The 25,782-nt window shown below is 31.9% G+C and carries 30 protein-coding genes and 1 other annotated feature; of the genes, 22 read left to right on the top strand and 8 right to left on the bottom strand.

From position 1 onward, the window contains the following. Window positions 1–39: 39 nt before the first annotated feature. Window positions 40–972, bottom strand: coding sequence for a cysteine synthase A (cysK, locus tag RH915_RS06990; protein ID WP_310478871.1), 933 nt, complete (start codon window positions 970–972; stop codon window positions 40–42). A gap of 59 nt (window positions 973–1,031) precedes the next feature. After that, window positions 1,032–1,466: an RrF2 family transcriptional regulator gene (locus RH915_RS06985; protein WP_310478870.1), complete on the bottom strand. Its 435-nt coding sequence runs from the start codon at window positions 1,464–1,466 to the stop codon at window positions 1,032–1,034. Window positions 1,467–1,623: 157 nt separating this feature from the next. Here RH915_RS06985 and RH915_RS06980 point away from each other — a divergent pair, with 157 nt between their 5' ends. Next, a complete protein-coding gene (locus tag RH915_RS06980) occupies window positions 1,624–1,908 on the top strand; it encodes a metal-sensing transcriptional repressor (RefSeq protein ID WP_310478869.1) in 285 nt (94 codons plus the stop codon). Between the two features lie 93 nt (window positions 1,909–2,001). Here RH915_RS06980 and mltG read toward each other — a convergent pair whose 3' ends face one another. After that, entirely contained in the window at window positions 2,002–3,036 is a 1,035-nt protein-coding gene (gene mltG, locus RH915_RS06975) for an endolytic transglycosylase MltG (RefSeq protein ID WP_310478867.1), read from the bottom strand. Between the two features lie 193 nt (window positions 3,037–3,229). Between mltG and RH915_RS06970 the strand changes: the two genes are divergently transcribed. Next, window positions 3,230–3,889 carry a TVP38/TMEM64 family protein gene (locus RH915_RS06970; protein ID WP_310478866.1) on the top strand — a complete coding sequence of 220 codons (660 nt, stop codon included), beginning with the start codon at window positions 3,230–3,232 and terminating at the stop codon, window positions 3,887–3,889. Between the two features lie 39 nt (window positions 3,890–3,928). On the opposite strand, the gene RH915_RS06965 is transcribed toward RH915_RS06970, so the two are convergent. Further along, window positions 3,929–4,552 (bottom strand): flagellar brake protein, encoded by a 624-nt coding sequence (locus tag RH915_RS06965; protein WP_310478863.1) that lies wholly within the window; start codon window positions 4,550–4,552, stop codon window positions 3,929–3,931. 224 nt (window positions 4,553–4,776) lie between these two features. Between RH915_RS06965 and RH915_RS06960 the strand changes: the two genes are divergently transcribed. The 3 genes from RH915_RS06960 (at window position 4,777) to RH915_RS06950 (ending at window position 5,746) form a co-directional block, all read left to right on the top strand. Next, on the top strand, window positions 4,777–4,950 hold the full coding sequence (locus RH915_RS06960; protein ID WP_310478862.1) for a hypothetical protein: 174 nt from the start codon (window positions 4,777–4,779) through the stop codon (window positions 4,948–4,950). Between the two features lie 28 nt (window positions 4,951–4,978). Beyond that, window positions 4,979–5,476: a hypothetical protein gene (locus RH915_RS06955; protein WP_310478861.1), complete on the top strand. Its 498-nt coding sequence runs from the start codon at window positions 4,979–4,981 to the stop codon at window positions 5,474–5,476. A gap of 81 nt (window positions 5,477–5,557) precedes the next feature. Next, a complete protein-coding gene (locus tag RH915_RS06950) occupies window positions 5,558–5,746 on the top strand; it encodes a sigma factor G inhibitor Gin (RefSeq protein ID WP_310478859.1) in 189 nt (62 codons plus the stop codon). 91 nt (window positions 5,747–5,837) lie between these two features. Here RH915_RS06950 and RH915_RS06945 read toward each other — a convergent pair whose 3' ends face one another. Then, entirely contained in the window at window positions 5,838–5,978 is a 141-nt protein-coding gene (locus tag RH915_RS06945) for a hypothetical protein (protein WP_310478858.1), read from the bottom strand. Window positions 5,979–6,219: 241 nt separating this feature from the next. On the opposite strand from RH915_RS06945, the gene RH915_RS06940 reads away from it, so the two are divergent. The 7 genes from RH915_RS06940 to rsmI all read left to right on the top strand — a co-directional run bounded on the left by RH915_RS06940 (window position 6,220) and on the right by rsmI (window position 12,502). Further along, a complete protein-coding gene (locus tag RH915_RS06940) occupies window positions 6,220–7,650 on the top strand; it encodes an aminotransferase class I/II-fold pyridoxal phosphate-dependent enzyme (protein WP_310478857.1) in 1,431 nt (476 codons plus the stop codon). 16 nt (window positions 7,651–7,666) lie between these two features. After that, window positions 7,667–8,290 (top strand): dTMP kinase, encoded by a 624-nt coding sequence (tmk, locus tag RH915_RS06935; RefSeq protein WP_310478856.1) that lies wholly within the window; start codon window positions 7,667–7,669, stop codon window positions 8,288–8,290. Between the two features lie 2 nt (window positions 8,291–8,292). After that, window positions 8,293–9,279 carry a DNA polymerase III subunit delta' gene (holB, locus tag RH915_RS06930; RefSeq protein ID WP_310478855.1) on the top strand — a complete coding sequence of 329 codons (987 nt, stop codon included), beginning with the start codon at window positions 8,293–8,295 and terminating at the stop codon, window positions 9,277–9,279. 131 nt (window positions 9,280–9,410) lie between these two features. Continuing rightward, window positions 9,411–10,304: a PSP1 domain-containing protein gene (locus RH915_RS06925; RefSeq protein WP_310478854.1), complete on the top strand. Its 894-nt coding sequence runs from the start codon at window positions 9,411–9,413 to the stop codon at window positions 10,302–10,304. Between the two features lie 6 nt (window positions 10,305–10,310). Further along, complete coding sequence (locus RH915_RS06920; protein WP_310478853.1) at window positions 10,311–10,829, top strand: TlpA family protein disulfide reductase; 519 nt, start codon at window positions 10,311–10,313, stop codon at window positions 10,827–10,829. Between the two features lie 73 nt (window positions 10,830–10,902). Continuing rightward, window positions 10,903–11,658 (top strand): tRNA1(Val) (adenine(37)-N6)-methyltransferase, encoded by a 756-nt coding sequence (locus RH915_RS06915; protein ID WP_310478851.1) that lies wholly within the window; start codon window positions 10,903–10,905, stop codon window positions 11,656–11,658. 1 nt (window position 11,659) lies between these two features. After that, a complete protein-coding gene (gene rsmI / locus RH915_RS06910) occupies window positions 11,660–12,502 on the top strand; it encodes a 16S rRNA (cytidine(1402)-2'-O)-methyltransferase (RefSeq protein ID WP_310478849.1) in 843 nt (280 codons plus the stop codon). 219 nt (window positions 12,503–12,721) lie between these two features. Here rsmI and RH915_RS06905 read toward each other — a convergent pair whose 3' ends face one another. After that, window positions 12,722–12,961, bottom strand: coding sequence for an AbrB/MazE/SpoVT family DNA-binding domain-containing protein (locus RH915_RS06905; RefSeq protein ID WP_310478848.1), 240 nt, complete (start codon window positions 12,959–12,961; stop codon window positions 12,722–12,724). A 228-nt stretch (window positions 12,962–13,189) separates the two neighbouring features. Here RH915_RS06905 and RH915_RS06900 point away from each other — a divergent pair, with 228 nt between their 5' ends. Next, window positions 13,190–14,608 carry a CCA tRNA nucleotidyltransferase gene (locus tag RH915_RS06900; RefSeq protein WP_310478847.1) on the top strand — a complete coding sequence of 473 codons (1,419 nt, stop codon included), beginning with the start codon at window positions 13,190–13,192 and terminating at the stop codon, window positions 14,606–14,608. A 121-nt stretch (window positions 14,609–14,729) separates the two neighbouring features. Here RH915_RS06900 and RH915_RS06895 read toward each other — a convergent pair whose 3' ends face one another. Further along, window positions 14,730–16,172, bottom strand: a complete 1,443-nt coding sequence (locus tag RH915_RS06895; protein WP_310478846.1) for a nicotinate phosphoribosyltransferase — start codon at window positions 16,170–16,172, stop codon at window positions 14,730–14,732. Between the two features lie 159 nt (window positions 16,173–16,331). On the opposite strand from RH915_RS06895, the gene RH915_RS06890 reads away from it, so the two are divergent. Continuing rightward, window positions 16,332–16,904, top strand: coding sequence for a nucleoside recognition domain-containing protein (locus RH915_RS06890; protein WP_310478845.1), 573 nt, complete (start codon window positions 16,332–16,334; stop codon window positions 16,902–16,904). After that, window positions 16,901–17,434: a spore maturation protein gene (locus tag RH915_RS06885; RefSeq protein WP_310478844.1), complete on the top strand. Its 534-nt coding sequence runs from the start codon at window positions 16,901–16,903 to the stop codon at window positions 17,432–17,434. The genes RH915_RS06890 and RH915_RS06885 overlap by 4 nt, the downstream gene beginning before the upstream one ends. A 72-nt stretch (window positions 17,435–17,506) precedes the next feature. Here RH915_RS06885 and RH915_RS06880 read toward each other — a convergent pair whose 3' ends face one another. Beyond that, complete coding sequence (locus RH915_RS06880; protein WP_310478843.1) at window positions 17,507–18,364, bottom strand: polysaccharide deacetylase family protein; 858 nt, start codon at window positions 18,362–18,364, stop codon at window positions 17,507–17,509. Between the two features lie 379 nt (window positions 18,365–18,743). On the opposite strand from RH915_RS06880, the gene RH915_RS06875 reads away from it, so the two are divergent. From RH915_RS06875 to rnmV, 7 genes are all read left to right on the top strand, one after another. After that, window positions 18,744–18,965 carry a helix-turn-helix transcriptional regulator gene (locus RH915_RS06875; RefSeq protein WP_310478842.1) on the top strand — a complete coding sequence of 74 codons (222 nt, stop codon included), beginning with the start codon at window positions 18,744–18,746 and terminating at the stop codon, window positions 18,963–18,965. Then, on the top strand, window positions 18,952–19,713 hold the full coding sequence (locus RH915_RS06870) for a DUF3169 family protein (RefSeq protein WP_310478841.1): 762 nt from the start codon (window positions 18,952–18,954) through the stop codon (window positions 19,711–19,713). The genes RH915_RS06875 and RH915_RS06870 overlap by 14 nt, the downstream gene beginning before the upstream one ends. 73 nt (window positions 19,714–19,786) lie before the next feature. Further along, window positions 19,787–20,026: a binding site (T-box leader), on the top strand. 49 nt (window positions 20,027–20,075) lie between these two features. Further along, window positions 20,076–22,028 (top strand): methionine--tRNA ligase, encoded by a 1,953-nt coding sequence (gene metG / locus RH915_RS06865; RefSeq protein WP_310478840.1) that lies wholly within the window; start codon window positions 20,076–20,078, stop codon window positions 22,026–22,028. A 10-nt stretch (window positions 22,029–22,038) separates the two neighbouring features. Further along, window positions 22,039–22,806 carry a TatD family hydrolase gene (locus RH915_RS06860; RefSeq protein ID WP_310478837.1) on the top strand — a complete coding sequence of 256 codons (768 nt, stop codon included), beginning with the start codon at window positions 22,039–22,041 and terminating at the stop codon, window positions 22,804–22,806. A gap of 110 nt (window positions 22,807–22,916) precedes the next feature. Further along, a complete protein-coding gene (locus tag RH915_RS06855) occupies window positions 22,917–23,402 on the top strand; it encodes a pyridoxamine 5'-phosphate oxidase family protein (protein WP_310478836.1) in 486 nt (161 codons plus the stop codon). Window positions 23,403–24,100: 698 nt separating this feature from the next. Next, window positions 24,101–25,144, top strand: a complete 1,044-nt coding sequence (locus RH915_RS06850) for a G5 domain-containing protein (RefSeq protein ID WP_310478835.1) — start codon at window positions 24,101–24,103, stop codon at window positions 25,142–25,144. 94 nt (window positions 25,145–25,238) lie between these two features. Continuing rightward, window positions 25,239–25,781, top strand: a complete 543-nt coding sequence (gene rnmV, locus RH915_RS06845; RefSeq protein ID WP_310478833.1) for a ribonuclease M5 — start codon at window positions 25,239–25,241, stop codon at window positions 25,779–25,781. The last annotated feature ends 1 nt before the right edge of the window (window position 25,782 follow it).

Here is a 25,782-nt window from a genome sequence, read left to right as displayed (position 1 = left end):
GTCAATAAAAAAACTTAATTTGAAATTTACCAGTTTGCTTTATTCCGGTTGAAAAAGGGTTGTTGACAAATATCTTTCCCCTGTATCAGGCAAAATAACAACAATATTCTTTCCCTTATTTTCTGGTCGCGTTGCAATTTGTGTAGCGGTATAAGCTGCAGCACCAGATGAAATACCAACTAAAAGCCCCTCTGTTTCAGCAATTTTTCTTGATGTTTCAAAAGCTTGTTCATTACTTACTTGGTATATTTCGTCTATAATATCTCTATTTAATATACTAGGAGTAAAGCCTGCACCAATACCTTGAATCTTATGAGGACCAGCTTTGCCCCCAGATAGAACTGGTGAATCTGTAGGTTCTACTGCTATTACTTTTATGTCAGAATTTTTCTCTTTTAAAATTTCACCTACGCCAGTAACAGTACCTCCTGTACCAACACCAGCTATAAAAATATCAACTTTCCCTTCTGTATCTCGCCAAATCTCTTCAGCAGTGGTTTTTCTATGAATATCTGGATTAGCTGAATTTTCAAATTGTTGAGGCATATAAGCATTAGTGGTATTATTCACAATTTCTTGGGCTTTATCTATAGCACCTTTCATGCCTAAAGAGCCTGGAGTTAATACAAGCTCAGCACCTAAAGCCTTTAAGAGACTTCTACGTTCTAAACTCATCGTATCAGGCATTGTTAGAATTAATTTATAACCCTTTGCAGCTGCAACATAAGCCAAAGCAATACCAGTATTACCACTAGTAGGTTCAACTATAATAGTACCTTTTGTAATTAGGCCTTTATCTTCTGCATCTTTAATCATTGCATATCCAATCCTATCTTTAACACTTCCACCAGGGTTAAAGTATTCAAGTTTTCCAATTATAGCGCTATTAATACTATATGATTTTGAATAATTACCCAACTCTAACATGGGTGTATTCCCAATTAATTCAGTAATATTTTTCTTGATTTTCATAAAAACACTCCCTTTATTTTAAATTGAGAAATCACATAACTAATTATGCGATTTATTAATTATATATAGAACATATATCCAGAGTTACTGTTCATCTTTATATATTCATTGGTTAATTCTTCAAGGGTTTGATCGTAAATAAAAGTTTGAACTTTTTCATCAATTTTATCCCATAAGTGTATTTTTAGACACTGCTCTACAAGATTATCTGTAGGCTGTGTATTAATAACGGATAAATTCCCTTCTAGTACTTTTAGAATAGCGCCGATTGTAATCTTGGATGGGTCATCACCTAAAATATACCCACCTTGAGGACCTTTTACACTTTTAACTAATCCAGATTTTTTAAGAGGCGAAAAGAGCTGTTCAAGATAGTTAGTAGATAGATTTTGTCTTTCTGCAATAACATTTAAAGGTATGTAACTACCTTTATAGTTTATCGCTAAATCAATCATTGCAATTAATCCATATTTTCCTTTTGTAGATATTTTCAATATATCCCTCCTATTAACCTACTAATCTTATATGATTAATAATATAATAAGGGTTAAAAACCTATTTGTCAATTCAAATTGGAAAAAAATATAAAAATACATATTGAGTACCTAGACAGGGTATAGTAAAATAAGGTGAATAAGGAGTGAATAGAACATGGAAAAAATACCAACGGAAGAATCTTTAAAAGCACAAAAATCTATTTTAGACCGTTTAAATAGAATCGAAGGACAAATAAGAGGTATAAAAAGTATGATTGAAAAGGGAACTTATTGTGACGATGTGATTAACCAAATAGAAGCATCTCGGTCTGCACTTGGCGCCGTAGAACTTATTTTAATGGAAAGTCATTTAAAAAATTGTATAACAGATCAACTAAAGGCTGGAAATGATGAAGAGATTGAGTCATTATTTAAAATGGTAAAGAAGCTAATGAGGTAAAAGATTAGATTTTAAGTTTGGAGTTGTATCACGGCTTCAAATACAAAAAGCGCTAATTACATATAAAAAATAATAACTAGAGGCCATAGGCCTCTAGTTATTATTTACCATATTACGATAAGCACGAACATTTTCTTGGTGTTCTGCAAAAGTCTTACTAAACACATGGCCGCCTTCACCTAGTACGTAAAATAAGTAATCATGATCTTCAGGATAAAGAGCAGCACGTATAGATTCTTCACTAGGTGACCCTATTGGACCAGGTGGAATACCATCTCTACGATAGGTATTAAAGGGTGTATCTTGATCTAAATGTGCGTATAACACTCTGTTAATATGTTTTATCCCTTCGCCATATCCATAAATAACAGAAGCATCAATTTGGAGACGCATTCCTTGCTCTAATCGATTATATATAACCCCACTTATTTTTTCCCGTTCCGCATCATAAAAAGTTTCCTTCTCTACTAGAGAAGCAATGGTTAACACTTCATGAATAGATAAGCCTAACTCTTCTGCCCTATCCAGATACGCTTGTGTAAACACATCTTCCATTGTTTTTGCCATTTGAAACACAATATCATCTATACTTTGATATTCTGAAAAATGATAAGTATCAGGATAAAGATAGCCTTCTAAATTAAAAAATAGGTCATCTGTATTAAAATCAAAACTGTTTTTGTTAAAATAGCGTTCTGTGGCACTGATAAATTCCTCTTGTGTCCCTAAATCTAGGTTTTCAATTCTAGCTCCTATTTGATAAAGGGTAATGCCTTCAGGTGCTGTAAATACAACATATGAATTTGATCCCCGTTGAAACATATTGAAAAGCGCATCAAAAGACATATCGGGTTCAATTTGATATGTCCCAGGTCTTATTTTTTTATCAATATTATCTGATTTAGCTTTATATTTAAACCACAAACGACTTTTTATAATATCTTTTTCGTATAGTCCTTCTGCTACGGAATCCAAAGATGAACCGGACTCAATAGTAAACTCGACATAATTCGTATTAGCAGTAGAAGATAAATAAGACGGCATAAAAATCATAGCCATAAAAGCTAATCCAATAATAATCAATGAGATTAGTAATAAGTTTTTTTGTGCTTGGGTTAAATGATGCATATAAACCCTCCCTTTAGACATATATTATAGTATATTTTATCATTTTATCTATAAAAAAGCATTATCAAATATATTTTTGTAAATAAATAGTGTAAAGTTTTTATATAAAATCTGCCTACGCATAATGTCTTTAATGGAGTAATAATGATATAATATAAAGATAAGACCTATAGTTTAGAGAAGAGGGGTTTATATGAATATAGGTAGTTGGCAAAAAAAAGCGGCATATTTTTTTATATGTGCTTGCATCTTTGTGCTATTAATACAAATTAAAAACAATTTGAATATTGATCTTTATACAATTCAAAGTACAGTAGCAGGATATGGTAGTTTAGGAATTATCGTCTTTATAATAATTGGGAGTTTAAAAACGTTACTTCTTATTCCTGCACCAGTGATATTTATTGCTGGGGGACTAATATTTGGAACTTTCTTTGGGACACTTTACACATTAGTAAGCTTTACTGTTTCAACTGTTTTGGTGTATCGGTTATCCCAACGTTTTACCAAATTCTTTTCTAAGTTTGCCAAAAACAAATATAGAGAAAAGTTAATAACAATGGAAGAAGAGCAAATCATTAGAACAGTCTTTTTTATGCGAATTATACCCGGAATTCCTTATGACATACTTACGGTTACAGCTGGTATTGTAGGGGTGGATATGAGACAATTTGTTATAGGAACTGTTTTGGGAATTTTGCCTAAAGTAATTTTATTTGGGAGTATTGGGAACAATGCAAACAATATTTTTTCTATAAAAACTTTAATTCTTTATGGGGTTTTAATATTAATGGTTTTTGGTATGTATATAGTACAGAAAAAATTTACAAGAAAACTACCAAGTAAAATTTAGAACTAAAAGCTTTTGGTGAGTAATAAATTGAAATTTCAATTATTTCACTTTATTATTTTCACGACTACAAAATGAAATAAGTGTTTCGCGATCCTTGTCATCAAGACCAATGAACTCACATCCGTGTTCGAATACTTGGTCTTGATGATTTTTCATGTTTCTAACAACACAGGCGGTAAATACAAAATTTTTATCTTCAATTTTAAGTTCAAAGCCAAAGATAGATTGTTCTGGTATAGAAAGTTTTGATGCAATTAGAACACCCCCTGCACTTATATTTTTTATTGTAGCCGAAAAGGCTTTATCTCCAATGACAGCAGTATTATTAATAACCAGAAGATAACAAGTAATATCAGTTATTAATGGTACCCGAACATATTGTCTTCGTTGTATCAGCTTGACGGTATGAACCTCTGGCATACTTACAAAAACAATATTTTCATTAGAACGTTCTAAAGTACTAGGAAACATACAAACTTTTTCATTGTGTGGAATGGTACAACTAACTTTTTGGGGCTCTTTTTGTATATAGGAGTGGGTACATTTTATAACAAGATAATCATCGAATATATTTTCAATAACCCCATCTAGTGGTTGTGGTGGGGGGATAATATTAACTTCTAACTTTATAGAATTACCTTCTTTTATATAAGGGTTGTTCATTTTGCACAACCTCCAATTAAAAATTTATTTTTATAAATTTAGTACGAAAACTAGAAGTGTGTCTAATAATGATTATACAATAATAAGAGTATAGCATACAAATTAACAAAAGGAAAATTTATGCAAAAAATTGTGCGATTATATATACTTTACATTTATAGATTAATTGTTTAAAATCATAGAACAAAGAATTTTAACTAAATAATATAATTATGGAGGATAAAATGATTACACAGATTAAAAACATTGCAATTTTAGTTATAATATTAGTGCCATTATTTATAATGTTTTTAACATTATTTTCATGTGTAAAACACGAAGTTAATAAAAAAGGGAAACGAAGAAAAATTAAGATGGAAGAAGAAAGTCAATCCGGTAATTTAAAAGTAATTAAATAGTCAAAGATTTAAAGGGAGAGTTTAAACTGTGGCATTCATGCTAAAGCAAACCGTAAAAAAGTCAAAAAAGCCTTTTAGGAAAATAACTATATATATGTTAATAGCCCTATTTCTTATAAATATAGGAATAGAACTAACCAACAACTTACCATCTAAATTAGGCCACGGGACCAGTATAGTGTTATTGGTACTTGGATTAATACTATGTTTTTATTTAGTAAATGCATCTATTACAGCCTACACCTACACACTAATTGGTGATGAATTAACTATTGCAAAAGAAGTAGGCAAAAAAGAGAAAAAAATACTTAATATTAAAGTTAGTGATATTCAATCAATATGTCTAGTTAAAGAGGCACAGGGTACTCAAAAACAAAAGGAAGTATCTAAACTATGCTGCAAGACCAAGGGAAAAAAATCCTATTTAGTAGAGTATTTTAAAAATAATGAGAAGAAATCCTTTATATTTGAGCCTAACAATGTATTGTACGAGGAGTTACAACGTCAATTTGATAAAAATAGTTGATAACAATGTACTTGACTTTTGAATAAAATAATTATTATGGGAGATAATTAAGGTATATTTAAAAGTTAGGGGGAAGAGACTATGGAATTACAATGTTGTATTTGTGATACAAGTAGTGAGAAGAAGGGCATTGTTATATTAAATAGATTTATTTGTAAAAATTGTGAAGAGGAGATAGTTAATACACCACAAGATCACTTAAAATATAGCTATTTCTTAAAAAAGTTAAAAAAATTAGAAATTCAAAAACAAATTGAGCAAACAACTTGAACAACTTAACAAGTATATAATAAAAGAACCAGTCAGAATCTAAGTGGTAGAAACTGACTGGTTTTTAGCAAGCATTAATTGAAACCCAGAACTATTTGTTAGTTTTTTTAGCATTCGTCGCTCTTATTGTATTTATAGGGACATCTAACATATATGCTATTTCCACATCGGATTTTTTCCCACCGTAAAACTTAACTAAATCTTTAAGATTTGTTATTTTTTTGGTGTGCATTAGAAAAACCTCCCTTAGTTGAAAAAAATAAAAGGATATTTAACTCAATAAAAAGCGACATACTATCATCATTTCCATAATAAGACTTTTTTATACGTTTTTAAAAAAAATAAAAATTTAATAAGGTAGAGATCAATAAAGTAGATTATTATAGTAGTAAAGATAGTCATTGTTTTATACAATTATATCTATGAAAAATGCAATCATATAATATACAAAATTTGTTTTTGGAGAGAACATAATGAATACACCAATCCTAGATGAATTATTAAAAATAAATAAGCAAGAAATTATTTCATTTCACATGCCTGGACATAAAAATGGACAGGTTTTTAATAAGCTTAATGCTCAAATAAATACTAACTTAGCAAAGTTAGATACGACTGAAATTAAAGGTACGGATAATTTACATAACCCTAAGGGTGCAATAAAGAAAGCGAAAGAAATAGCAACAAGCACCTTTAAGAGCAAAGAAAGTTTTTTCCTAGTTAATGGGAGTACTTCTGGAATACTTAGTATGATTATGGCTACAACATATCCGGGGGATAAGATCATTATTAATCGTAATTGTCATCAATCTATTATTCATGCATGTATTTTAGCGGATTTAACTCCGGTATATGTTTATCCAAAAGTTGACTATAAAACAGGTATAGATTTGGGAGTAGAACCTGATGACGTGGAACAATGCATTATTAATAATATAGATGCTAAGGCGGTATTAATTACTTATCCGAATTACTATGGGATTGCTTCAAATCTTAAAAAGATTTCTAAAATTGTCCACAGTTATGATAAAATACTTTTGGTGGATGAAGCTCACGGAGCACATTTAGGTTTAAGTGACCAACTGCCCTTAACTGCTTTAGAATGTGGCGCAGATATAACGGTTCAAAGTGTACACAAAACCCTACCGGCTTTTACTCAAAGTGCTATAATGCACATTCAAGGAAATAGAGTGGACGAGGATAGATTGAAATTTATGTTAAGAGTACACCAAAGTAGTAGTCCTTCTTATATATTAATGGTTTCGATAGAACAGGCTATTAAGATATATCAAACACATGGGAGAATACTAATGGAGGAATTACTATTTAATATTCAGTACTTTGTTAGAAGTATGGAAGAAATAACTAAATTCAGAATTGGCTTACCCTTAAACCAGAATTCTGAATCAAGTATAGACTTAACTAAATTATGGATTCAAACCGAATGTGGAATAGATGGATACAAAATTGAAAAACACTTACGAGATGACTATAATGTTCAAGTAGAGTTATCTAATATTTTTGGCATATTAGGGCTTTGTAGTATAGGAAACGAAAAGAAAGATTTCGATCAACTAATCTATGCTTTATATGACTTAGAAACAAAAGTAAATGTAAATAAGAAGCTACAATTTCCAATAATTCGTTTTCCAAAATCAAATCAGATCACGACACCAAGGCAAGGTATAAATAAGCCAAAAAAAACAGTTTTGCTAAAAGAAAGTATTGGGGAAATTAGCGGCGAGTTTATCATACCTTATCCACCAGGGGTTCCGATTTTAATACCTGGAGAGTTAATTAGTGAAGAAATAATTAATTATATACAAGTAACAAAGGAATTAGGAATGGAAGTTTTGGGATTAAAAGATGAAAAAGGTCAGTACATAGATATTATAAAAAACTAAGGTTGAGGTGAGGTATATGAAGGGTTTTTTTATAACGATTGAAGGTTTAGATGGGGCTGGGAAGACAACACAAATCAAGTTTCTAAAAGAGTATATTGAAAGAAGAGGATATGATGTAGTGGTTACAAGAGAGCCAGGAGGCACACCGATAAGTGAAAAAATAAGAAATATCATTTTGGATAAAGAAAATTCTGAAATGTGTCCAAAGGCAGAAGCATTGCTATATGCAGCATCAAGAGCACAGCACACTACAGAAGTTATACATCCAGCTATAAAAGCAGGTAAGGTTGTTATATGTGACCGCTTTGTTGATTCAAGCTTAGTTTATCAAGGAGCAGGAAGAAGCTTAGGTTTAGAGGCAATAAAAAACATAAATGATTTTGCAACCAATCATATAGAGCCTAACCTAACAATATTTTTTGACATATCACCAGAGATTACTGTTGAACGAATAAGAGAAAGTAAAGAAATTGATCGATTAGAACAAGAAGAAATAGCATTTCATTACTCCGTATACAATGAGTACAAAAATCTAGCAAATAAATATTCAAATAGAATCAAAGTTGTAAATGCAAATAATAGCATCGATAACATAAAAAATGATATAGAGATAGTTATTAATAAATTACTGGAGGCGTAGATATGGCCTTTGAAGAAATTTTAGGGCAAGAAAATGCAGTTGAAATTCTTAAAAAAGCAATAGAAAAAAAACGAATTGCCCATGCATATTTAATAGAAGGATTATCGGGTATAGGGAAAAAAAAGTTGGCAACTATTTTTGCTCAAGGAATCCTATGTGTGGATGAAACGAATAAGCCGTGTAATCATTGTATTAGCTGCAGAAAATTTAAAGATAGTAATCATCCGGAGTTTTACAAAATAGAAAAAGAAGGCAGTATAAAAATAGATGATATTAGAGAGATGCAAAAACAAATTCATATTAAGCCCTATGAGGGGATAAGAAAAGTATACCTTATTACAAATGTTGAGAAAATGACAGTTCAAGCACAAAATGCCCTACTAAAGACTTTAGAAGAACCTCCAGCTTATGCAGTCATTATACTAACTTCCGATAATACGAAGTCACTACTACCTACCATTGTATCCCGTTGTCAGATTATAAAATTAAAACCACAGAGGATTACGGAGATAAAAGAATATTTAATAAAAATACATGACATAGAAGAAAAAACTGCTAGTATGATAGCAGCATTTTCAAATGGCCTTGTGGGTAAAGCTATAAAATTAACTAATAACAATCATTTTAAACAATTACGAAATAAAGTTATTGAAATTAGCACAAAGGCTCTAAGAGAAAATACAATCAATATACTCAAGGAAATACATTTCTTCGAAGAAGAAAAAGAACATATTGATGAAATATTAGACTTAATAATAAGTTGGTATAGAGATTTGTTAATTTACAAAGAAACTGAAACTGTTGGACTACTAATGAACATTGACCATATCGAAATGATTAGAAAATATGCAAAGGAAGTAACTTTTAATCAATTAAAAAGTGTAATTTATTTAGTTGAAGAAAAGAAAAAACAGTTAAAGAGTAACATTAATTATAACTTAGGAATAGAGACGATGCTCATAGAGTTAGAAACAATCTTTAAAGATTAAATGGTTACTATAATATTTATAGTATTACTATCCAGTGTTTTAAACATAATATGGGTGAGATACATATTAAAGATAGATTATTTACAAATTGTTTGGTAAAATAGGGATAACAAAAGATGGGAGGCCACCAAATGGTTACAGTAGTGGGTGTACGATTCAAGAAAGCTGGAAAAATATATTACTTTGATCCTGGTACTCTTAAAATAGATAAAGGAAATTTTGTTATTGTAGAGACAGTTAGAGGAGTGGAATATGGGGAGGTTGTAGTAGGACCGAAAGAAATTTCTCCTAATGATATTGTATCTCCACTAAAGAATGTGATTAGAATAGCAACAGAGGACGATAAAAAAAGAAATAAAAGTAATAAAGAAAAGGAACAAGAAGCTTTTAATGTTTGTCAGGAAAAGGTTGAGAAACATAATTTAGATATGAAGTTAACGGATGTAGAATATACTTTTGACAATAACAAAATCATCTTTTACTTTACAGCGGATGGACGAGTAGACTTTAGAGAGTTAGTAAAAGACTTAGCTGCAGTTTTTAAAACAAGAATAGAACTAAGACAAATTGGAGTACGGGATGAAGCAAAAATGTTAGGTGGAATAGGCCCCTGTGGCAGACCTTTATGTTGTTCTTCCTGGCTCGGTGATTTTGAACCTGTTTCTATAAAAATGGCAAAAGATCAGAATTTGTCACTTAACCCATTAAAGATATCTGGAATTTGCAGCAGATTATTTTGTTGCTTAAAGTATGAACATGATGTTTACCAAAAAGTATTAGATAAACTTCCAGGAATAGGTGCAACTGTTTTAACACCTAATGGGAAGGGAACTGTAGTAGAGACAAATACGCTCTTAGAACAAGTAAAAGTAAAAGTTAAAAACCTAGAGGATAATACGGAAGAGATTAAATTATTTAACCTTAGTGACGTTACAAAAGTAAAGAAAGCGGATCCATCTTTGAAGGATCAAAGGAAACTTTCCGACAAAGAAATAGATAAAGAATTAAAGGAATTAGAGGAGTAGGAGTTTTTGGGTGATAATATGTTAAAGAATAAGTACATAGTAGCTGCTATTATAATTATGATCTTGTTTTTAAATGGTTGTAGAAATCAAGCATCTGAAGAGCAAGTTATTATAGAAACATTTACACTTAGTGATTTAAATGGACAAGAGATTTTAGTTGATATAGAAAAGCCTACTATTTTAACTTTTGTAGATAATATAAAGGATGAAGAACAGGCGCAAATATCAATATTTAGAAATATCTATCCCTTAGTATCAGAAGAAATTGAGTTTATCATTATAGGGAGTTTTGAAAGTGCTAAACAGATATCAACTAAGTTTGAAGCATATAAAGAAGATGGGTTTGAACCTTTAATATTAAATGACGAAACTGGTAGCGTAATAAAAAATTATAATATAAAAAATAGTCCTACAACGTTAATAATTGACAGAGAAGGGGTTATAATTAAAAGAACTACAGAGGTTTTAACTGAAGATAGACTACTAGACCAGATTGAGAGACTATTAAGTGAGCAAATTGCATGATTATATAAAAAGTTTAACTAGTACAATTATGTAATTGCCTCAAGTAAAAGACATGAAAAAGTGAGGATAAATTATGGATTTTTCTTTATTAAATGAAGGTGAACGTGTAGATGATCTACAAGTTAATAACTTAAAAATAATACAAAACCCGAAAGGGTTTTGTTTTGGTATTGATGCGGTTTTATTGGCTAATTTTACAACACTAAAAAAAGATGCTAAAGTAGTTGACCTTGGAACGGGAACAGGTATTATCCCTATACTTTTAGCAGGAAAATCTAGTACAAGTCATATAACAGCAGTGGAAATTCAAGAAGAGGTTGCTGAAATGGCACAAAGAAGTGTTAAATTAAATAATCTGGAAGATAGAATTAAAATTTTGAATAAGGATTTAAAGGATTTATCACTTAAAACCAATACTTACGATGTTGTAACATCAAATCCACCATATATGCATCCCCATGGTTTGATAAATATAAATAATAAAAAAGCAATATCAAGGCATGAAATAAAATGTACTTTAGAAGATGTGATTAAAGTAGCAAGCAAACTCTTAAAACATCATGGTAAGTTTTTTATGATTCATCGCCCTGAACGACTAGTGGATATTGTCAGCCTATGTAGGAAATACAAGCTGGAACCAAAAAGAATGCAGTTTATTCATCCTACATATAAGAAAAAAGCAAATTTAATTTTATTTGAGTGCAGAAAAGCCGCAATGCCAGAGTTAAAACTTATGGAACCTTTTTATGTTTATAATCAGGAAGGTAATTATACAAATGAAACGTACGATGTCTACAATAAAAAAAGTGTAGAGGAAGGAGGAAAATAAATTGAGTAAAGGAAAATTGACAGTTTGTCCTACTCCCATAGGGAACTTAGAAGACATTACTTTTAGAACATTAAAAGCCCTTAAAAATGCAGATATTATTATTGCAGAAGATACAAGACATACTGTTAGATTATTAAATCATTTTGAAATTAGCAAGCCATTAACCAGCTATCATGCACACAATGAAAAAAGTAAAAGTATTAGTGTAATTGAACGATTAATTGACGGAGAAAAAGTTGCTTTAGTATCAGATGCTGGTATGCCGGGTATATCTGATCCTGGAGCTTATTTAATAAAAGCATGTATAAAAGAGAATATAGATATAGAAGTTTTACCAGGGTCTACAGCGGGAATTGTTGCTTTAGTAGGGTCTGGCTTATGCACTGAACGTTTTGCCTTTGAAGGTTTTTTAGGGCATCAAAAGAAGAAACGCATAGAGCGATTGGAACAGATAAAATATGATGACCGAACATTAATATTCTATGAAGCACCTCATAGGATAAAGGATACATTAGAGGATATGTTAAAGGTTTTAGGTAATCGATACGTGTCAGTGGCAAGAGAATTAACAAAAAAGTATGAGGAGTTTGTTAGAGGAAGCATAAGTGAAGTATTGTTATATTTTAGAGAAAAAGGCGTTAAAGGAGAATTAGTTATTATCTTAGAGGGTTCCGATGAAGTATATAGAAGCAAAGAAGATGATTTTTTTAGTGAAATGTCAATAAAAGAACATATTAGTTATTACATATCTCAAGGGACTGACAAAAAAGAAGCAATAAAAAAAGTTGCTGAAAAAAGAAAACTTCCCAAAAGGGAAGTTTATAAAGAATCTATTGATATATAAGAAGGTATTCATAATTTATTTTGAAAAAATGCAACTTCCGTATAAGGAAGGTTGTAACACAGTTTTAGTCCACGAAGGAAACCTAGGTTTCCTAGTAAAAGCGACTTTGTCCTATTTTACATTTATTTTATAAAGACTTTTAATAATAAAATTATATAATTACCTCAAACAATAAACTAGGAAATGGGGGGATCCTAGTTTATTATTTTTATTAAAAATCTATTTTTGAAGTTCAGTAACACATTCTGAACAAACATTTTTTGATTTGTAAACAGTAACATCTTTAGCATTACCACAAAAAATGCAAGCTGGCTCATATTTTTTTAATATAACCGTTTCACCATCTACATAAATCTCTAAAGCATCTTTTTCTGCAATGTTTAAAGTACGTCTAAGTTCAATTGGAAGAACAACTCTACCTAATTCGTCTACTTTTCTAACAATACCTGTTGATTTCATTGTTACGCCTCCTTTCAAGAAAATACACAAAGCAACAATATTCGACATCTTTCATCAATTTAAATCGTACCAGATATCCCAAAAAAAGTCAATATAGTTGTTAAAAAATTCTTTTGTTAAAAATTTATTTAACTTGGTTATTTTATACATATACTATATACTAAATTTATAAACAAATTATTATTTAAATAAGCGAAAGATGATAAAATCTCTGGGAGCTGATGTTAAATGTTTCATGTTGAACAAGTAGTTGATATGCTAAGGCATTCAAATGAAGATATATATATTGTTGGTGGTAGTATACGAGACATGTTAATGAAAAGACAAATTAAAGACTTAGATTTTGTTGTATCCGAAAATCCGAAAAAATTTATCGAAAAGCTTGAAAATTATTTTGATAAAAAAGCTTTTTTAATAGACAATGAGAGGGACACTTATAGAATTGCATTAAAAGACAACTTTCATATTGATATAAATAAAATGGAGGGGTCAAATATAGAAGCGGATCTAAAAAAGAGAGACTTTACGATTAATGCAATGGCTTATGATGTTAAACATGGTTGGCCACTAAATTTAGATAAACTAATTGACCCTTTTGATGGACAATGTGATATAAAAAGGAATCTTGTTACAATGATTCAACCAGATATTTTTACTAAGGACCCAATAAGGTTACTGCGAGCCGTAAGACTTATGTCTCAGTTAGAGTTTGAAGTTGATGGGGAGACGCAGGCAAGTATGAAAGAGAAAGCACATCTAATTACAAGCGTATCTGGGGAAAGAGTGATATCAGAATTATTTCTGATTTTAAAAGAACAACGGGCATATTTCTATTTTAATTTTATGGATAAACATATTCAATTATTAGACAAGCTATTTGCAGATGTCATAGATATGAAGGATGTAGGAGAATGTAAGTATCATGTTGTGGATAGCTGGACACATTCCATTTACACTGTTAAAATGATTGAAAATTATATCTATGCTAATGGATTTTTTGAAGAACACGTACGAAAAGCATATGAAGAACATACATCTGAGGTTTTAGCAGGTGAAAGAACAAGGCTACAATTAATGAAGTTGGGGGCTTTATTTCACGATATAGGAAAGCCTTCTGCTCGTCATACCGATGAAAGTGGAAGAGTAAGATTTAGAGGACATGAGATAACCGGCGCAGAAATTGTAAAAAAATATAGTGAGATTTATAAATTAAGCAATAGAGAAAAGAATATATTATACAAATATGTATTAAAACATATGTGGCCCTTAAATCTGTATAAAAGAAATGATGTAAGTGCTAAGGCACTTTTTGAAATGTTTAACGAAACAGGATCTGAAACCCTAGATATTCTACTAATTGGATTATCAGATATTGTTGCTACAAGGAAACTATTAGATCCAGAAGAAGAGATGGGAATGTTTAAAATTCATATTGAGTATATAGCAAATAACTATTTAACTCGATATAAGGAGCTAGAAAATCTATCTTCTAAAATTTCAGGAGAAGAAATTATGATATGCCTAGGAATAGAAGAAGGGCCTAAAGTAGGAGAAGTGATTCAGGAAATTAAAAAAGCAATCTACTTTGGTAAAATTCCATATGAAAAAGAGGCTATATTAAGCTATATAACCAAACTTAATATATAGACACAGTCTCTTTATTTTATTATTTGAATAAATTGTTGAAGAAACTGCATAATGACATTTATTTGTAAACTTTTAATAAAGCAATTGTAATGTTTCCTCTAATGAACAAGAAAGTGACGATTTAATCGTCACTTTTCTTGTCTCTATATGTATTTACCATACTATGTTTTAAATCCCAAAGTTTTTGAGAAAGATCCACTTTATATATTTGAGGTCTAGTTAAACGGATGTATTCTGGCCAGAGGGTAGATAACTCCTGTTCAAAATATTGTTTTACTTCATGTACCGTCTTACTAGGACGAACGCGCTTACCATCAACAAAAATAGGAAGTAGTAATTCTTTAATTGTATAATTGTATATCGTTTTCTTTTTCCAGGTGTAAATAGGATGAAAAATAGTTAAAGGTTTATTGGTATCAATAACTTCATCTTCAAGCATGATTAAATCTGCCAAAGCTTTATTTGTAGACTTATCATAAATACGCACTACTTTTTTTGAACCAGGATTTGTGATCTTCTCTGGATTTTCAGAAATTTTTATTTTAGGGATGAAATCTCCATTTTGCTCTACGGCTGCAAGTTTGTAAACGCCACCAAGGGCAGGACAATCCTTTGAAGTAATTAGATTTGTACCTACTCCCCAACCTGATATTTCCGCACCCTGTATTTTTAAAGTATGGATTGTAGCTTCATCTAAATCACTGGAGGCAACAATGGTTACGTTTTTGAAACCCGCCTCATCTAACATTTTTCTTGCTTCCTTTGATAGATAAGCTAAATCACCGGAATCAATACGAATACCCTTTGGTTCATAACCAGCCTCTTTAAGTTCTTTAAAGACTGTTATTGCATTAGGAACACCACTCTTAAGCGTATCGTAGGTGTCAACTAAAAGCATGCATTTATCTGGATAGGCCTTTGCATAAGCTCTGAAAGCTTCTAACTCCGTATCAAATTTTTGAATCCAGCTATGGGCTTGCGTACCAACAACAGGGATGTTAAATAATTTACCAGCTAATACGTTAGACGTAGATGAACAACCACCAATGACAGCTGCCCTAGCACCATAAACACCGGCATCGGGACCTTGAGCCCGTCTTAATCCAAATTCAAATACCGCATCGCCCTTTGCAGCATTGCAAACACGAGTAGCTTTAGTTGCTATTAAAGACTGAAAGTTAATAATGTTTAAAATCGCGGTTTCAATCAATTGAGCTTCAAAACAGGTTGCTTTAACCCTTAAAATTGGCTCACTAGGAAACATAATAGCCCCTTCATTTACGCCATATATCGTCCCTTTAAATTCAAAATTTCTAAGGTGTTCAATAAATGTGTCATCAAAACCTAATCCTCTAATGTATTCAAGATCTTCCTCGGTAAACTGTAGGTTTTCTATATACTCAATCATTTGCTCTAACCCGGCGATAACGGTAAAACCATTGCCATTAGGATTTTGCCTGAAAAACATATCAAAAATGACCATGTCTTCATGCACACCATTTTTTAAATAGCCATTCATCATGGTTAATTGATAAAAATCTGTTAGTAACGAGAGGTTTTTCATAATATGTACCTTCCTTTTAAAATCTATTTAGTTTTCTTTAGATTATATTATACAAATAATTTTGACAAAATAAAAGGAATTTCTTGAATTTAAGGTATTCATAAAGGATAAGCCCCTATACATATAATGGACAGACAAAGATAATAAGGGGATTATTCTATGAATAAAATTTGGTTTATATTAACTTTAATAGGTGTTATAGTTGCTATTTTAACAGGCAAACCAGAGATAATTAATGAGGTTATACTCGAAGATAGCCAAAAAGCAGTAACGTTTGCTATTAGCCTAACAGGTATTATGTGCTTTTGGCTTGGTCTAATGAATATAGCACAAAAATCTGGATTGATTTATAGTTTGGCCAATGTAATGAAACCTATTACAAAAAGACTATTTCCAGAAGTCCCAGAAAACCATCCTGCAATGAGTGCAATTATGATGAACATGGTAGCTAACATGTTTGGCGCGGGTAATTCTGCAACCGCGTTAGGCATAAAAGCCATGGAGGACTTACAGACAATTAATAGAGATAAAAGAAGAGCCACAAATGCCATGTGTATGTTTCTAGTAATTAACATGTCATCTATTCAACTTATCCCACTTACAGTATTAAAAATAAGAGCAGATGCAGGTTCCATAGATCCAACAGAGATCATAGCAACATCAATACTGGCAACTACGGTTTCGACTATTGTAGGGATTATAGTATGTAAGCTTTTGGAGGGAAGAAGATGATACTAAAGAGCTTATCTTATTTATCTATTTTAGCAATACCAATTATGTTTACTGCAATTTTAGTACATGGATACATAAAAGGGGTTAATTTATATGATGCTTTCGTTGAAGGGGCATCAGAGGGGTTTAAAACTGCTATAAGAATTATGCCTTATTTAGTTGCTATTTTTATAGTAATTGGTCTACTAAGAAAATCAGGAAGTATAGATATGCTAGTAGTACTTCTTCAACCTATAACAACACGATTAGGAATACCAGGAGAGATATTACCTTTGGCTCTTATGCGCCCCATATCTGGAAGTGGTGCCTTGGGGGTTCTCCAAGATATTTTGACAACCTATGGACCGGATTCGTTTGTAGGAAGAGTTGCTTCGACAATGATGGGCTCTGCTGAAACAATTTTCTATACCATGGCGGTTTACTTTGGAGCAATAGGAGTAAAAAATAGTAGACATACAGTTCCATCCGCGCTTATCGCACACTTTGCAGCTATTATTGCTGCAGTGTTTGTTTGTCACATGATGTTTTAAGCATTTATATAAATATCCAAATTAACCTATTAAAACATAGTAGTACTTATAAACAACGGGAGTAGTCCCTATTCACTCTCTTAGGAATTTATCGTATTCCTCAATTCTAACAAACTTAAAACCTTCCTCTCTTAGTTTTAATGCGCCCTTCTTAACACCCTCAGAAATATGCGATTGAGGATGGTTCATATGAAACAATAAAATAGAGCCATTTTTAGCTGTCATCATAGATTGTACAATTTGTTTTTTGTTAAAGGTTGCTCCAGCATCTCCTAGAACGTTATAGTTGACAGGTTTTAACCCTAAGGCATAGATCATGTCCACAGAGACATCATCATAATAAGCAGTACCTGACCTAAAATACTTAGGGTATTCCCCAGTTAATTCTTTAATTAGTACCTGGTTTCTAAATACCTCATAAAAGGCTTCTTCAATGTTTTTTGTACCTTTAACACCGTAGGCAGATTGTCCAGTGACGGATAAAGGCTTGTGTTCATATCCATGATTAGCAATTTCAAAAAGAGGGTTTTTAGACAAAGCAACAAAGGTTTCCTCATGTTTTTTAATCCATTTTCCTGTAACAAATAAGGTTGCAGGAATTTTTTCCTCTATTAAAAAATCAATTAGCGCTTCATCGTAAGACCCATGACAAGCATCAAAAGTCAGGGCAACAACCTTTTCTTCAGTATCAATTCTTGTAATGACATCGTCAATATTTTCACCCCAAACTTCCGGTTCAATTCCATTAAATTTACCGATTATTTTGGAGGCTAACTTATCAGAGGATATTCTAAATTTATAATTTTCCAAAGAATCTCTTTGTTGTTGTAACTGCTCATTAAAAGAAACGATCTCATTAGGATTATAATAGGTATGGTTTATTGAAATAAACATGGTAATCCCAAGTAAAAAAAATAAAAATTGCTTCATATAATACCTCCTGAAATCAAATAAAATGAATAGAACATTGTTGATTTACTAGCTATAATGCTTCATATGTTAAAACCTTTTTTTTAGATTCATCTTTTAACTAGAGACAAAATGCTTATTAGCAAGGCTTTTAAAGCATCTTTTTCAAAGGATAAAATACTAATTTTACTTTATAATATCATAACAAAGAAAAGCAGACAAAATGGATAGTTTACGCTAAGTAATTCTTAAAAAGTAATGATAGGATTTTTTTTTAGAGAAAATTAATTTATTTTTAATCTTATATTGACAACTTTGTTTGTCGATACTATAATAACGATGACAATAAAAATTGTCAAAATGAAAAAATAAGTTGTCATTATAAATAGGAGGTAAAAAAATGCCTTTGTTTAACAATTTAAAAGTACACCGGGCTAGACTTGGAATTAATCAAGGGGAGCTAGGACGTTTGGCTGGTGTTTCAAGACAAACAATTAGTCTAATTGAACGGGGGGATTATTCTCCTTCTGTAACCTTAGCCTTAAAACTAGCTAAAATTTGTGAAGTGAAAGTAGAGGAAATATTTCAATATAAGGAGGATGAAGAGAATGAAACAAAATAAAAAAGATTATTTAAAAATAATACTGTGGATGGTGCTAGGGGGATTAGGCGGGGCAATTGGAATGATAGGTATGCTCTATATTAAAGAAAGTACCGTAGGGTATACACTTTTTTCTGATTTTGCTAATTTTTTTATCGAAAATATTTTTTACGTCCAATTAGGGCTAGCAATATTAACTTATGGAATGGTTTCCTATTGGCTTAAAAAAGCAAAAAGGTTAAAGGAAGAAGCTCGTATTGAAACAGATGAAGAACAGGATTTATTCGATGAAAAGTTAGATAAATTACTTAATTCAAGCTTGCTTGTAAATAGTGTACATTTAATTCTAAGCTTTATGTTGTTTGGTATAGCTTTTGATGATAGAAACCCACTATTTTGGCCTTCTCTTATTATTTTTCTTTTAGTGTCATTTGTTGAGTCAGCTGTAGAAGTTCATATTGTACGGTCTATACAAGAACATGATCCAATGAAAAAAGGAGACCCAACTTCTACTAAATTTCATAGTGTTTGGTTAGACAGCTGTGATGAAGCTGAACGTACTTATATATACAAAGTAGGCTACCATGCATTTATAACAATGCAAAATGTATTAATGTGGATATTCGTTGCAACCTTATTTATTAAGTTTATCTTCCATACAGGCAATCTTACTATTTTAATAGTAGGAGGCATATGGCTAACCAATCAATTAGCATATTTTTATTATGCGGCGAAAGAAAATCGGGATATGACGTCAGTAGAAAGGTAATTATAAAAGAGATAGTTGACACAAAATGAATATTTATATATATTTTTATATATAATACAAATATTATAAAGTAATACTAGCTATGATGGGAAGAGTAAGCGTGAGGAATCGTTATAGAGAGCCGGGGAAGGTGAAAACCGGTACGATGATCCAAGCTGAAGATGGCCCCGGAGCTTTGTGGCTGAGACGTTGGTTTAGGTCATTACGGGTTTGCATCCGTTAAATATGCTAGGTGAATGAACCGAGGAGGCCTTTGCTTTTTAACAGTATTGGCATACTAGGGTGGTACCGAGAGTTAACCCTCGCCCCTAAATTTGTGGGAGAGGGTTTTTTTGTATGCAAAAACAAAGGAGGAATAAAAAATGTCAAAAGGAACTTATTATGTAACAACGCCAATATACTATCCCAGTGCAAAATTACATATTGGGCACACCTATACAACCGTTGCTGCTGATGCTTTATCAAAATTCAAAAGATTTACAGGGCACGATGTGGTCTTTTTAACAGGGACAGATGAGCACGGAGAAAAAATACAAGAAGCTGCGGAAAAAAACGGGAAAAAACCAAAGGAATATGTAGATGAGATTGTAGCAGATATTAAAAAAATATGGGATAGGATGGAAATATCCTATGATATATTTCTTAGAACAACCGATGAAGCCCATAAAAAGAGTGTACAAAAGATTTTTCAAAAGCTATATGATCAAGGAGATATTTACAAAAGTGAATACGAGGGATGGTACTGTACCCCCTGCGAATCTTTTTGGACAGAAACTCAGTTAAAAGAAGGAAGTTGTTGTCCAGATTGCAATAGACCGGCACACCTAGCGAAAGAAGAAGCGTATTTCTTTAAAATTTCAAAATATCAAGATAGATTAATTAAATATTTTGAAGATCATCCAGAAATATGCTACCCAGAGTCAAGAAAAAATGAAATGCTTAACAACTTTTTAAAGCCAGGATTAGAGGATCTTTGTGTGTCTCGTACTAGCTTCAACTGGGGAATTCCTGTGCCTTTTGATGAAAAGCATGTTATTTACGTATGGTTTGATGCGGTATCTAACTATATAACTGCTTTAGGTTATGGTAGTGATGATGATAGTCAATATAAAAAGTATTGGCCAGCCGACGTGCATATTGTTGGAAAAGAAATAGTAAGATTTCATACAATTATTTGGCCAGCTATGTTGATGGCATTAGGTGAGCCACTACCTAAGATGGTATATGGACATGGATGGATTTTATTTGGTCAGGATAAAATGTCAAAATCAAAGGGAAATATTGTATACCCAGAGCCGATTATTGAAAGGTATGGCATAGACGCATTAAAATATTTCTTATTAAAAGAGTTTACCTTTGGTCAAGATGGAAACTTTACAAATAGAATTTTCTTAAATCGTCTAAATTCAGACTTAGCTAATGACTTAGGGAATTTGGTGAGCAGAACCGTGGCCATGGTAGAAAAATATAACGAAGGATTAATTGAAAGAACCGGCGAAAAAGAAGATTTAGACCAAGAACTTCAACAAGTTGCCCTTAATGCCTATAAAAAAGTGGAAGCTGCAATGGACAAGCTACAATTTCATGAGGCATTAGAGGAAATCTGGAAAGTAATAAGACGTACAAATAAATATATCGATGAAACAACACCATGGATTTTAGGTAAAGATGTAGACAAGAAAGCCCGCCTAAACGAAGTACTATATAACTTAGTAGATAGTATTAGGATCATTGCAATACTAATCAAGCCTTTTATGGAGCATACATCTAATAAAATTTGGACGCAGTTAGGGTTAGATGAAAATACGATGATATGGGAAAACAGTCAAACTTTTGGTAAAACACCAGAAGGGACAAAAGTAGCTAAGGGTGAAGGCTTATTTCAGAGATTAGATATAGAAAAAGAGATTAAAGTAATTGAAGAAGAAAATGAAGTATATCTTGAAAGCTTAAATCCGAATGAAGCAAAGGTGGAAGTGATGGAGCATAAAGAAGAAATAACAATTGATGATTTTAGCAAACTAGAGTTAAGAACAGCAAAAGTTCTAAAAGCAGAAAAACACCCAAAAGCAGATCGTCTTTATGTACTACAACTAGAAGTAGGAAATGAAACTCGTCAAGTAGTCTCCGGTATTGCTCAGCACTATACCTTGGAGGAACTAGTAGGAAAACAAGTCATTTTGGTGATGAATTTAAAACCAGTAAAACTAAGAGGTGTAGAATCACAGGGGATGATTCTGGCGGCAGCCAACGATGAAAAACTTGTTTTAGCAACGGCGGGAGATGAAATGCCAACTGGTACACTGATTAGTTAAGGAGGATATTATGTTATTTGATAGTCATGCCCACTTAGATGACAGACGTTTTGACAAAGATAGAGAACAAGTAATAGAAGCAGCAAAAAATCAGGGAGTAAAATATATTTTAAATGTAGGGGCAGATGTAAGTTCTTCCGTAGCAGCAGTGAACTTAGCAAAAAAATATAATATGATTTATGCTGCTGTAGGCGTACATCCCCATGAAGCAAAAACCATGGATGAAGATACAATTGATATTTTGAAATCTTTGAGTGGTAATGAAAAAGTTGTAGCTATCGGGGAAATAGGCTTAGATTTTCACTATGACAACTCACCAAGAGACATACAAAGAAAGTGGTTTAAAAAACAAATTGAATTAGCAAAAGAAGTAAATCTTCCAATCATTATTCATGATCGGGAAGCAAATGGTGAGGTATTTAAAATATTAATGGAGCATAAGGCTTGGGAAACAGGGTGCGTTTTACATTGTTATTCAGGTAGCGTAGAATTAGCAAAGGAATATATTAAAAAAGGCATCTACATTTCATTAGCAGGTCCTGTTACATTTAAAAACGCAAAGAAGACCTATGAAGTGGCAAAGGAAATACCATTAGAACATTTATTAATAGAAACAGATTGTCCTTATTTAGCGCCTGTTCCCAAAAGAGGCAAAAGAAATGAGCCTGCCTTTGTACAATATGTGGCAGATACCATTGCCCAGGCAAAAGGGATTGATGTTGAAGCGGTAATGGAAACTACTGCTAACAATGCAAAAAGACTATTTAAAATAAAGTAAATATTTAATATTAAAAGAAAATGTCCTAAGACATTTTCTTTTTTGTATAGAAAAAGGAAAAACATAAAATAATAAAGCTATATCTATTGTAAAGAAAGGAAGTAGAAAAAATGCAGAAGATGTCTCCAGGAGAATTAAAAAATGAGATAACAGAATTTTTATCTGAACACAAAGATGGTGCTTTAGGTACTTGTATAAACCAAATGCCAAGAACGAGTCCAGTACAATATTTTATGGGAAAAGAAATGGAACTCTATATTTTATCTGCTGGTGGAGATAAATTTGAAGCTATTGAGAGCAACCCTAATGTTTGTATGCTAGTAAATACAGAATATTTAAATCACAAAGAAATAAAAGGGGTTCAAATTTTTGGAAAAGCAATAACAAGCGTAACTAATAAGCAGCTATATGATGAAGCAATGCAGTTTTCAGAAGATCCAAACAAATTAAATATGGAAAGAGAGAATCTAAAAGTAATTAAAATTGTACCGGAAGAAATTGTTTATTTAAATGCCGTAAAAACAGGAGACCGAACAAAGCAAATATTAAAAAATGATCAAGTTACAGTAAAAGAAGATGCCATGACACTGCATTAGTAAAAAAGAAAAAATCCTATTTTGATATGATACTCCAAAGTAGGATTTTTTTCTTTTTGTAAATATAAAGGCAGTTTTATATTTTGTATAGTCTAAATACTTGATTATGTGTATTTTCTAAGTATGATTTTTGACACAACGATATAGAAAGTTTTATAAATCTATAAAATTTAGGCAATAAATCGACAGCAAAATAAATATTACTACTTATTTCCCAGGAAATAAATTGTGCTGTAGAATTATGATGGACAAAATGTGTTTACTTTTTAGATTGAATTCATTAATATAGTTTTAGAAATTCATTTAAACTGTGAAAATTAAATAATGAAATAAAAAGAAATAAATTCAAGAAATATACCTTGCTTGTTTTGAAGTAGCACATGTTTTTTTATTGCAAATGCAATGACTGATACAATTCAACAAATGAGACGATATCACAGACTATAAAAACTTTAAGAATGAAATTATGAAATTTCGCAATTTGATAATCTTAAAAAAACATAATAAAATTGCATGTCCGGTTATATATAAAATTGACATGCATATATATTTAAAAGTCAAAGGTATAAAAAAAATCCAAAAGGGTACAATGACAGTTGTTGAAAATCATCCCATAAAGATCTCGACTTGACAATTAAAAAGAGTTGGAATAAAATCTTAGGAAGTTCCAATCTCAAAAAAGAGTAGGAGGAATTTATATGGAATCAGTTCAAGGGAATAAAGAACCGGATAGTTGGTATAAGAATAAGTTCTTTATTGCCACAATTATCGCCTTGGTGCTTGTTGTATCAGGAACTGTAATTGCAATGCAAAAGACGGTTACAATTACAGAAGAAGGGACACCAATGGAGGTAAAAACCTTTGCGACGACGGTGGGGAGTCTACTAAGTAAGCAAGGGATTGAAGTTGAAGAAAGAGACCATGTAATGCCAGGTTTAGATGAAAGACTAAGAGATGGCGACGAAATTGTCATTAAAAGAGCATTTCAAGTTGAAATTATTGATGGTGAAGACACTAAAAAAGTATATACTTTAGAGGAAACGATAGAAGAAATTTTAGCTAGTAATGAAATAGAAATTAATGAATTAGACTTAGTTGAACCGAACATTACGGAGGCAGTTAGTGCTGGTGATGTTATAAGCATTACTCGAGTTGAAAAAGACATTATTACAGAAGCGGAAGAAATTCCGTATAGGACAGTAACAAGAAATACAGGCGTATTAGAGCAGGGCAAAACAAGGAAAGTCCAAGATGGACAACCGGGATTAAAGGAACTAAAATATGAAGTAGTGTATGAAAATGGGGAAGAAGTCTCTAGGGAATTGATCTCAGAGGTGTATATTGAGAAAGCAGTTGAAGAGATAATTGAAAAAGGTACAGCAGGTGTAGTAATGACCTCAAGGGGTGACAATAGAAGATATTCAAGGGTATTAACCATGAATGCAACCGCATATACAGCAGGACCTGAAAGTACAGGGAAAAGTCCTGGTGATCCTGGGTATGGAATAACAAGTACTGGTTCGAGGGTTAGACCAGGAGTTGTCGCTGTGGACCCTAATGTGATCCCCCTTGGCTCGAGGCTATATATAGAGTCAATGGATGGGAAAACAAGTTATGGAATTGCATATGCTGAGGACACCGGTGGTGCTATTAGAGGAAACAAAATAGATATTTATTATGAAGATTTAAACAGAGCAAGAAGTTTTGGAAGAAGAAATGTACGGGTATATGTACTGAGATAGTGAAGGATATTAAGTGTATTAAATATTTGTTAACTGTTTTGAAAAGGCCAGAGGAAACTCTGGTCTTATTTCAATGTAAGGAGGTTTTAAACTAGTGATTAAAGAAATAATTGTTGTAGAAGGAAAAGATGATGTTTCTGCAATAAAAAGAGCTGTAGATGCAGAGTTGATTATAACTGGTGGATTTGCGCTTCGAAATTCAACGATCAAGCAAATAAAAAAGGCCGTAGAAAAGAGAGGTGTCATTATATTCACAGATCCTGACTTTGCCGGGGAAAAAATACGAAAAATTATATCTTCAAAGGTTAAGGGATGCAAGCACGCCTTTTTACCCAAGGAAGAAGCTACTAAGGGTGATGATATTGGAATTGAAAATGCATCTCCTCAAAGTATTATAAAGGCATTGGACAAAGTCCGGAGTGAGCGTGTAGAAAAGCGGCAAGAGTTTGTACAAAGGGATTTAATTGTTAGTGGTTTAATAGGTATAAATGAAGCTGCATATAGACGAAATGAACTGGGGAAATTACTTGGTATTGGATATTGTAATGCAAAGCAGTTTTTGAATCGTTTAAACCATTACGGAGTGACTAGGGAAGAATTCGAAGAGGCACTTAAAAACGTTGAAAAGAGGGATTAAA

Source organism: Serpentinicella sp. ANB-PHB4 (assembly GCF_031432315.1).
GTDB lineage: Bacteria > Bacillota > Clostridia > Peptostreptococcales > Natronincolaceae > Serpentinicella.
The sequence above is the reverse complement of the archived record's forward strand: the minus strand, read 5'-3'. Positions and strand labels throughout refer to the sequence as shown.

Bases quoted from the DNA above. Each gene is read 5' to 3' on its own strand.
- RH915_RS06915 (WP_310478851.1), top strand. From the start codon at position 10,903: ATGGATTTTTCTTTATTAAATGAAGGTGAACGTGTAGATGATCTACAA.
- metG (WP_310478840.1), top strand. From the start codon at position 20,076: ATGTCAAAAGGAACTTATTATGTAACAACGCCAATATACTATCCCAGT.
- RH915_RS06965 (WP_310478863.1), bottom strand. From the start codon at position 4,552: ATGAACAACCCTTATATAAAAGAAGGTAATTCTATAAAGTTAGAAGTT.
- RH915_RS06945 (WP_310478858.1), bottom strand. From the start codon at position 5,978: ATGCACACCAAAAAAATAACAAATCTTAAAGATTTAGTTAAGTTTTAC.
- RH915_RS06925 (WP_310478854.1), top strand. From the start codon at position 9,411: ATGGTTACAGTAGTGGGTGTACGATTCAAGAAAGCTGGAAAAATATAT.
- RH915_RS06885 (WP_310478844.1), top strand. From the start codon at position 16,901: ATGATACTAAAGAGCTTATCTTATTTATCTATTTTAGCAATACCAATT.
- RH915_RS06980 (WP_310478869.1), top strand. From the start codon at position 1,624: ATGGAAAAAATACCAACGGAAGAATCTTTAAAAGCACAAAAATCTATT.
- mltG (WP_310478867.1), bottom strand. From the start codon at position 3,036: ATGCATCATTTAACCCAAGCACAAAAAAACTTATTACTAATCTCATTG.
- RH915_RS06970 (WP_310478866.1), top strand. From the start codon at position 3,230: ATGAATATAGGTAGTTGGCAAAAAAAAGCGGCATATTTTTTTATATGT.
- RH915_RS06940 (WP_310478857.1), top strand. From the start codon at position 6,220: ATGAATACACCAATCCTAGATGAATTATTAAAAATAAATAAGCAAGAA.
- RH915_RS06890 (WP_310478845.1), top strand. From the start codon at position 16,332: ATGAATAAAATTTGGTTTATATTAACTTTAATAGGTGTTATAGTTGCT.
- tmk (WP_310478856.1), top strand. From the start codon at position 7,667: ATGAAGGGTTTTTTTATAACGATTGAAGGTTTAGATGGGGCTGGGAAG.
- cysK (WP_310478871.1), bottom strand. From the start codon at position 972: ATGAAAATCAAGAAAAATATTACTGAATTAATTGGGAATACACCCATG.
- RH915_RS06860 (WP_310478837.1), top strand. From the start codon at position 22,039: ATGTTATTTGATAGTCATGCCCACTTAGATGACAGACGTTTTGACAAA.
- RH915_RS06875 (WP_310478842.1), top strand. From the start codon at position 18,744: ATGCCTTTGTTTAACAATTTAAAAGTACACCGGGCTAGACTTGGAATT.
- RH915_RS06870 (WP_310478841.1), top strand. From the start codon at position 18,952: ATGAAACAAAATAAAAAAGATTATTTAAAAATAATACTGTGGATGGTG.
- RH915_RS06950 (WP_310478859.1), top strand. From the start codon at position 5,558: ATGGAATTACAATGTTGTATTTGTGATACAAGTAGTGAGAAGAAGGGC.
- RH915_RS06850 (WP_310478835.1), top strand. From the start codon at position 24,101: ATGGAATCAGTTCAAGGGAATAAAGAACCGGATAGTTGGTATAAGAAT.
- RH915_RS06855 (WP_310478836.1), top strand. From the start codon at position 22,917: ATGCAGAAGATGTCTCCAGGAGAATTAAAAAATGAGATAACAGAATTT.
- holB (WP_310478855.1), top strand. From the start codon at position 8,293: ATGGCCTTTGAAGAAATTTTAGGGCAAGAAAATGCAGTTGAAATTCTT.
- RH915_RS06895 (WP_310478846.1), bottom strand. From the start codon at position 16,172: ATGAAAAACCTCTCGTTACTAACAGATTTTTATCAATTAACCATGATG.
- RH915_RS06960 (WP_310478862.1), top strand. From the start codon at position 4,777: ATGATTACACAGATTAAAAACATTGCAATTTTAGTTATAATATTAGTG.
- RH915_RS06880 (WP_310478843.1), bottom strand. From the start codon at position 18,364: ATGAAGCAATTTTTATTTTTTTTACTTGGGATTACCATGTTTATTTCA.
- RH915_RS06900 (WP_310478847.1), top strand. From the start codon at position 13,190: ATGTTTCATGTTGAACAAGTAGTTGATATGCTAAGGCATTCAAATGAA.
- RH915_RS06905 (WP_310478848.1), bottom strand. From the start codon at position 12,961: ATGAAATCAACAGGTATTGTTAGAAAAGTAGACGAATTAGGTAGAGTT.